Annotated in this window: 5 protein-coding genes; 2 read left to right on the top strand and 3 right to left on the bottom strand. The window is 44.8% G+C overall.

From position 1 onward, the window contains the following. Positions 1–28: 28 nt before the first annotated feature. The 3 genes from JGK20_RS27190 to JGK20_RS27200 form a co-directional block, all read right to left on the bottom strand. Entirely contained in the window at positions 29–601 is a 573-nt protein-coding gene (locus JGK20_RS27190) for a Uma2 family endonuclease (RefSeq protein ID WP_293208120.1), read from the bottom strand. Positions 602–888: 287 nt separating this feature from the next. Then, complete coding sequence (locus tag JGK20_RS27195) at positions 889–2,163, bottom strand: ATP-dependent DNA ligase (protein ID WP_293208117.1); 1,275 nt, start codon at positions 2,161–2,163, stop codon at positions 889–891. 334 nt (positions 2,164–2,497) lie between these two features. Continuing rightward, entirely contained in the window at positions 2,498–3,550 is a 1,053-nt protein-coding gene (locus JGK20_RS27200; protein ID WP_293232799.1) for an acyltransferase, read from the bottom strand. A gap of 236 nt (positions 3,551–3,786) precedes the next feature. On the opposite strand from JGK20_RS27200, the gene JGK20_RS27205 reads away from it, so the two are divergent. Further along, a complete protein-coding gene (locus JGK20_RS27205) occupies positions 3,787–4,092 on the top strand; it encodes a glutaredoxin family protein (RefSeq protein ID WP_293186689.1) in 306 nt (101 codons plus the stop codon). Positions 4,093–4,247: 155 nt separating this feature from the next. After that, the gene (locus JGK20_RS27210; RefSeq protein ID WP_293186676.1) at positions 4,248–5,741 is read left to right on the top strand and encodes a UDP-N-acetylmuramoyl-L-alanyl-D-glutamate--2,6-diaminopimelate ligase; all 1,494 of its coding nucleotides are present in this window, start codon (positions 4,248–4,250) and stop codon (positions 5,739–5,741) included. Positions 5,742–6,052 lie beyond the last annotated feature (311 nt).

A 6,052-nucleotide genomic window follows, 5' to 3' on the forward strand; every position in this document is an offset into this window, starting at 1 on the left:
CTCATTACGAACCTGGTTGTATCTTTCATCATATAATACCTGGAACTTTTTGATAAATTTGGGCGATCGGGCAGCGAAAATTTATACTTGTTAATTCTAACTCATCTCCTTGTCGGTAAATCTGAGAAACCCAATTTCCCTCACCATTGAGTCGAAAACACTCAATTTGGATTTCCGATTGAGTGATGAGTACGTATTCTTGCAAACTCGATGTAGTTTGGTAATCGGCAAATTTATCGCCCCTGTCAAAAGATGCAGTTGAAGGAGATAGCACCTCAATAATTAGAGATGGATAGAGAATGGAGTCTTCAGTTGAACTTGTATCTCTTTCGTCGCAAGTTACCGCCACGTCAGGATAATAATAGCAATTCGCCTCTTCCAGTCTGACTTTGACATCAGAGGTAAGAACTAAGCATGGCGTATTCAGAAGATGATTTCCCAATAGGCGAATTAGATTGCTAGCAATAATAGTGTGAGGGTTTTTTGCCCCCGTCATTGCATAAACGTGTCCGCGTCTGTATTCGTGTTTGATCGGACTTACTCGTTCGCCTTCTAGGTATTCTTCTGGTGAAATGTAGAAATTGTTTTTGCTGATTACCATTGATTTATCCCGGCTGATTTTGTGCGATAATATTTGTTGAAATGGGTGCATTTCACTTTTGAAGAGGGCGAAGCATGACCGCATATAAGTTATTAGTTATCATCCCATATTGATTGCGGTCATGCTTCGCCCCTACAAACATATTTGCTAAAACCAGATGCACCCGTTGAAATTCATAGATCCGGCTAGGACATGGCTGAATACCGGACGGCAAAATTATGTTATTTTCTTGAGTCTGCGGAGGCAGACATCGTTTGTATAGACGCGGTTTCAACCGCCGTGCTATTTTAACAAATTTCCAGGAATCGGGCGTGCCACAGTTTGCCACTTTCTGTCAATCCCTGCGATCGCACTTTGATTTTGACTCCGCGAGGGTTCGCCTCGTACAGTCGGGCAATTTCTAGCATTTCCCCGCTGCTAAAGCCCGTTCCCACTGTTCCGATCGGTACTAACTTGCCATTGATTTCTTGTGCAACTTCGATCGCACTAAACGGCCGCCCCGCTACTTTTGTCCGAGTCAACCCGACAATAAATAAGTCATATTCCTGACAGTATTTAGTCCTCACCATCGGAGATTTTTTAACATCTTTGCCGCCGACATAGAAGCAGTTATGCAAAACCCAAACTTCACCTTCTCTGTTTTCAGCTTCCTGCTGCTGCGCCAGTAAAAGTTTTTCGCCTGCGGTGCGAGATGTCGGTACAATTTCAAATTCCGTAGATAAACTTGCCAAGATTTCGCCAACTGCAACTCCGGCGGCTATTCGTTCGGATTCCGCCAACCCAGTCAAGTCTTTACCGTGGGAAAACAAAGCTTTAAAAATGGCATAAACTGCCGTTGGCTGGGTTGTCGGAAAACCGCTTTCAATATTAACTGTAGCAGCTTGGGCGCCCGTGCGATGTTCGCTGCCCGTATAGCTTTTGTAATACAGTTCGCCGTCTAAGACAAAGATGCCAATTTTAGCTGCTGTGTCGATTAAAGCGCGATCGATCGCAATTGACGCTTGTTGTCGCAGGTTTGTCGATCGCGATTGGTAGTATACTTTATCTGGCGTCGCCACGACCACCACTCGATTGCCGTCGCGTTTTGGCTGTCCCCAATAGTCGGGATTTTCGATGTAATAAGAACGTTCGCTGGGCGCGTCAACCGGCTGCATCGTCACAATCCTTCCCGGCTGCAAGTGCGGAGGTAATTCGGGGACAATCGGATTATTGACAGTCTCAACTTTGGCCGCAACCTTTGATTTTGCAGCAGGAGCAGCATTGGTGGTAGACTTGTTTGGAGTGTTTTTAGTCGGCTTTTCTCCGGTTTCCAATTCAAACGCTCTTTTCCAAAAGCCGATCGCCATTTCCGGGTATCCTTCCGACTCCGCACACAGTGCAAAACTAATAACTTTTCCCGTGCCAATTCCGCGCCCGTAATCAGCTAAATACTGCACCGCCCCCGCTTCACCCATCAAGTGCAATCCCCGCGTGACAATGCGATTGTTCCAGCGTTCTCGAATATCGGCGCTAATTTTTTTGGCTGATTTTCGCTTAGCTTCTGCGTATTCCATCCACTCCATACAGCCTCCTTTTTTGTTGGGCTACTTGTAATACTATACTGAAGCTTGATTCATTAGTCAAGGAAAACCCAAACCAGCATTTACCAGAAAGAATTGGTTGAAAGCCGGAACCCTTGTAGGGAGAAATTAAAATCAGACTATTCATATTGTTTCCGGTTGCATGGGAATGATTTAACCGCAGAGAACACAGAGGACACAGAGGGAGAGAATAGAGATCTGAATAATTCCGATGGTACCGGATTTGATATCATTTCTCCCCACAAGGGAGAGGTCGCTGTCAACTATCAACTATCAACTATCAACTGTCAACTATCAACTGTCAACTGTCATCTGATTATCCTCTTGCACCTGTGATCGTTTGAAAGAACTTAGGCGTATACCTTTGTAAAAAACTCCCCACCGCCAGCGTCACTAAAGTTGCTAGAATGATTGTCAATAAATAGTATACAATCACAGTTATCGAACTGGAAGGCTTTGACAACTTGTTAAAAACTTCCTTAAAAACTGTTACCGTCGGTTCGTGAATAGCATAAACAAAAAATGCCAAACCAGAAAAATTAAAACAGGCTTTTTCTAGCTTTCCCGACACTAAATCTGAAGCGCACCAAATGGCCGCCGTACCCATTACTCTCGTGCAGCATTCTAACTGGTGCTGGAAAGTTTTAATGTCGGCTGTTTGCGTAATTGTCAGCACAAGAGCCATGCCTAAGTATATACCGATAATCGCACTTTTTCGTCGGTCGAGCCAAGTTAGATCCAATTTTTGAACAGCAATCAGACATCCCAAATAAAAGAACAACGGCCCCAACCACTGGATGCTAAAACCAATTTGAAAATCCAGCAACCAAGGCGCGGCAAACAAAGCTATACCTAGATAAGGTATCTTTCTAGCGATCAGCAAAAATACCGGAGATAGAATCACCATCGCGATCAAATCCCGGACGTACCAGAAATGAAATGCGATCGGATAAAGGCTTTTATATCCAGTTAAACAATCTATAAAGTTGGCAAAACTGTAGTCTCCAATATATTTTTTGTAATGCCCTTGGATAATTCCACTCGTTGCTGGTACGTTGATCACAATTAACACCAGTGTCAATAAAGCCAAGTTCCAAAACAAATAGGGAACCAGGAGAGTCCAAAACCGAGATTGGAGCTTTTCCTTGTAAGAATTCAGCGATAAATTAAAATTCCTGAAAAACAGGAAGCCTGAAAGCATGAACAGAAAAGCCACGCAAGAACCGCCCCAAGTCCCGGCAATCAACGTCTGGAAAAATTTGTCAGCATATCCCACAGAATTGATGGACGAGTGAATAGTAACAATCCCAATGATCAGAGGCAGACGCAATAATTTAATTCGGCAAGATATTTCCGGCGTAATTTGCATTTTTTACAGAAAAAGTGTAGGGTTCGATCGGCTGGCATTTGCATTGAGATGGCAAATTGTAGTAATCGGTTCGCCACCAATGCTAAGATAGCCTCGATCGTGCGTTGAGGTCAATCATGCCGGGGCTTGCTTTTTGCGAAGTCTGGTTCGCCAACTTCCGTTAGCGAAGCCCTCGAAGAGGATCGCACTTTTCACACTTTCGAGAATTTAATATCAAGTCTAATTGTACTCTGATGATGCGATTGATTTTGTACAGCAAACCCGGATGCCACTTGTGCGAAGGGTTGCAAGAAAAACTCGAACAGATTGAAAGCCTCAAGTTTCAATTGGAAGTACGAGACATTACCGAACGTGATGACTGGTTTCAAGCTTACCAGTACGAAGTGCCAGTTTTGTTTAAAGTGGAGTCCCAACGCAAAAATTCTGGTGGCGACGCTGCATTTTCCCCAGAAGAACAATTACCTCGTCCTTCTCCCCGCTGTACAGTTCAACAATTGGAGCAAATGTTACAGAAATATTTGCAAATCGATCAATCAGAATAATATGATTTAACGCAAAAAATCAAGCCCTTTGGGTGCCGAGTCCGCACTCTTGGCCCGGAGAGTGCCGATTTTACACCGAAAAGGCTTGTAGATAGCGGATCGAACAATTTCTGGCGCAAGTCATATTCAAAACATCCAAGTGAGGAGTTTTTCAGATGAAATTGAGAGAATTATTAGCAACACTTCCCGGCATTTCCTTTGACACCCAACATCGCGCCCTCGATGCCGAAGTCAAGGGTTTATCTACTAATTCCCATGCTTGTCAGGCGGGGGATTTGTTTTTGGGAATGCCGGGGACGCGGGTAGATGGCGGAGATTTTTGGCAAAGTGCGATCGCCAGCGGTGCAATTGCGGCCATAATTTCCACTCAAGCCGCCGAGAAAACACCCCCCCAAGACGGGGATACCTGCGTGATTGTGGCAACCGACATGGCTCAAATTTGCGGTCAAATAGCCACCACATTTTACGGCAATCCTGCTAGCAAATTAAAACTTGTAGGCGTTACTGGGACTAACGGCAAAACTACAACAACTCATTTAATCGAATTTTTGCTCAATCAAATGCAGTTGCCGACAGCAATTTTCGGCACGCTTTACACTCGCTGGCCGGGTTTTCAACAAACTGCACTTTACACTACACCTTTTGCGATCGACTTGCAAAAACAGCTAGCAGAAGCTGTCACCGCTGGATGCAAACACGGGGTGATGGAAGTCAGTTCCCATGCTTTAGCACAGCAGCGAGTCTTGGGCTGTACTTTTGAAGTTGCTGTGTTTACCAACTTGACTCAAGATCATCTCGATTATCACCGCGATATGGAGGATTATTTTGAGGCAAAATCGCTTTTGTTTAGTCAAAATTATCTCAAAAATCGCGCTGTAATTAATATTGACGACTCCTACGGACGGCGGATTGTTGAAAGCCTCAAATCCGAGCAAGTATGGAGTTACAGCACTACGGACAAAACTGCTGATTTGTATGCTTTTGATTTGCAGTATCAGCCCAATGGAGTTAAGGGAATGCTGCACACTCCCAAGGGCGAAACTGCTTTTGTTTTGCCTTTAGTCGGTCAGTTCAATTTATCCAATATGCTGGCTGCTGTCGGTGCGGTTTTAGAATTGGGTTTAGATTTGTCCGCAATTGTGGAGAAATTAGCTTTGTTTTCGGGAGTGCCGGGACGGATGGAACGGGTGCAAATTAGTTCCGATCAAGATATTAGTGTAATTGTCGATTACGCGCACACTCCAGATAGTTTGGAGAACTTGTTGAAGGCTTCGCGGCCGTTTATTCCCGGTCAAATGATTTGTGTGTTTGGTTGCGGTGGCGATCGCGATCGCACGAAACGCCCGATCATGGGTAAAATCGTGGCAGAGTTGGCCGATATAGCCGTTGTTACCTCCGACAATCCGCGCACCGAAAATCCCGATCGCATTTTGGAAGATGTGCTCGCAGGCATTCCCGCTGACGTAAAACCCGTCGTGATGTGCGATCGCGCCGCAGCCATTCGCACTGCTATTATGGACGCTAAACCCGGAGATGGCGTGCTGATTGCAGGCAAAGGACACGAAGATTATCAGATTTTGGGCACCGAAAAAGTCCATTTTGACGATCGAGAACAAGCACGAGATGCCTTGACAGTCCGAATGAACTGATTCGACTAACCCAATTACACTTAGTGTTAATAGTTAACCCAATTTGGTTAACTATTAATGGCTTATAGCAATTTTTTATGAGGTTGCATAGAATCCGATCACCCTAGCCGAGGGCGGGCCCGCACCATCCACCGCCCCTACTAAGGGGGGGACAAGATTCCGATCAAAGTCCCCCTTCGATCCTATGCTTTATAAACATCTTTCTTAACAAGAAATTTGACAAAAGTAACTACTTGTGTAGGAGCCATTGGGGATCTCGCTTCTGATTGAATGGCAATTATCCTGCAAAAAATGTTCATTGATGTCTGCCT

Origin of the sequence: Microcoleus sp. PH2017_05_CCC_O_A, assembly GCF_020738785.1 — a bacterium.
Classification (GTDB): Bacteria; Cyanobacteriota; Cyanobacteriia; order Cyanobacteriales; family Microcoleaceae; genus Microcoleus.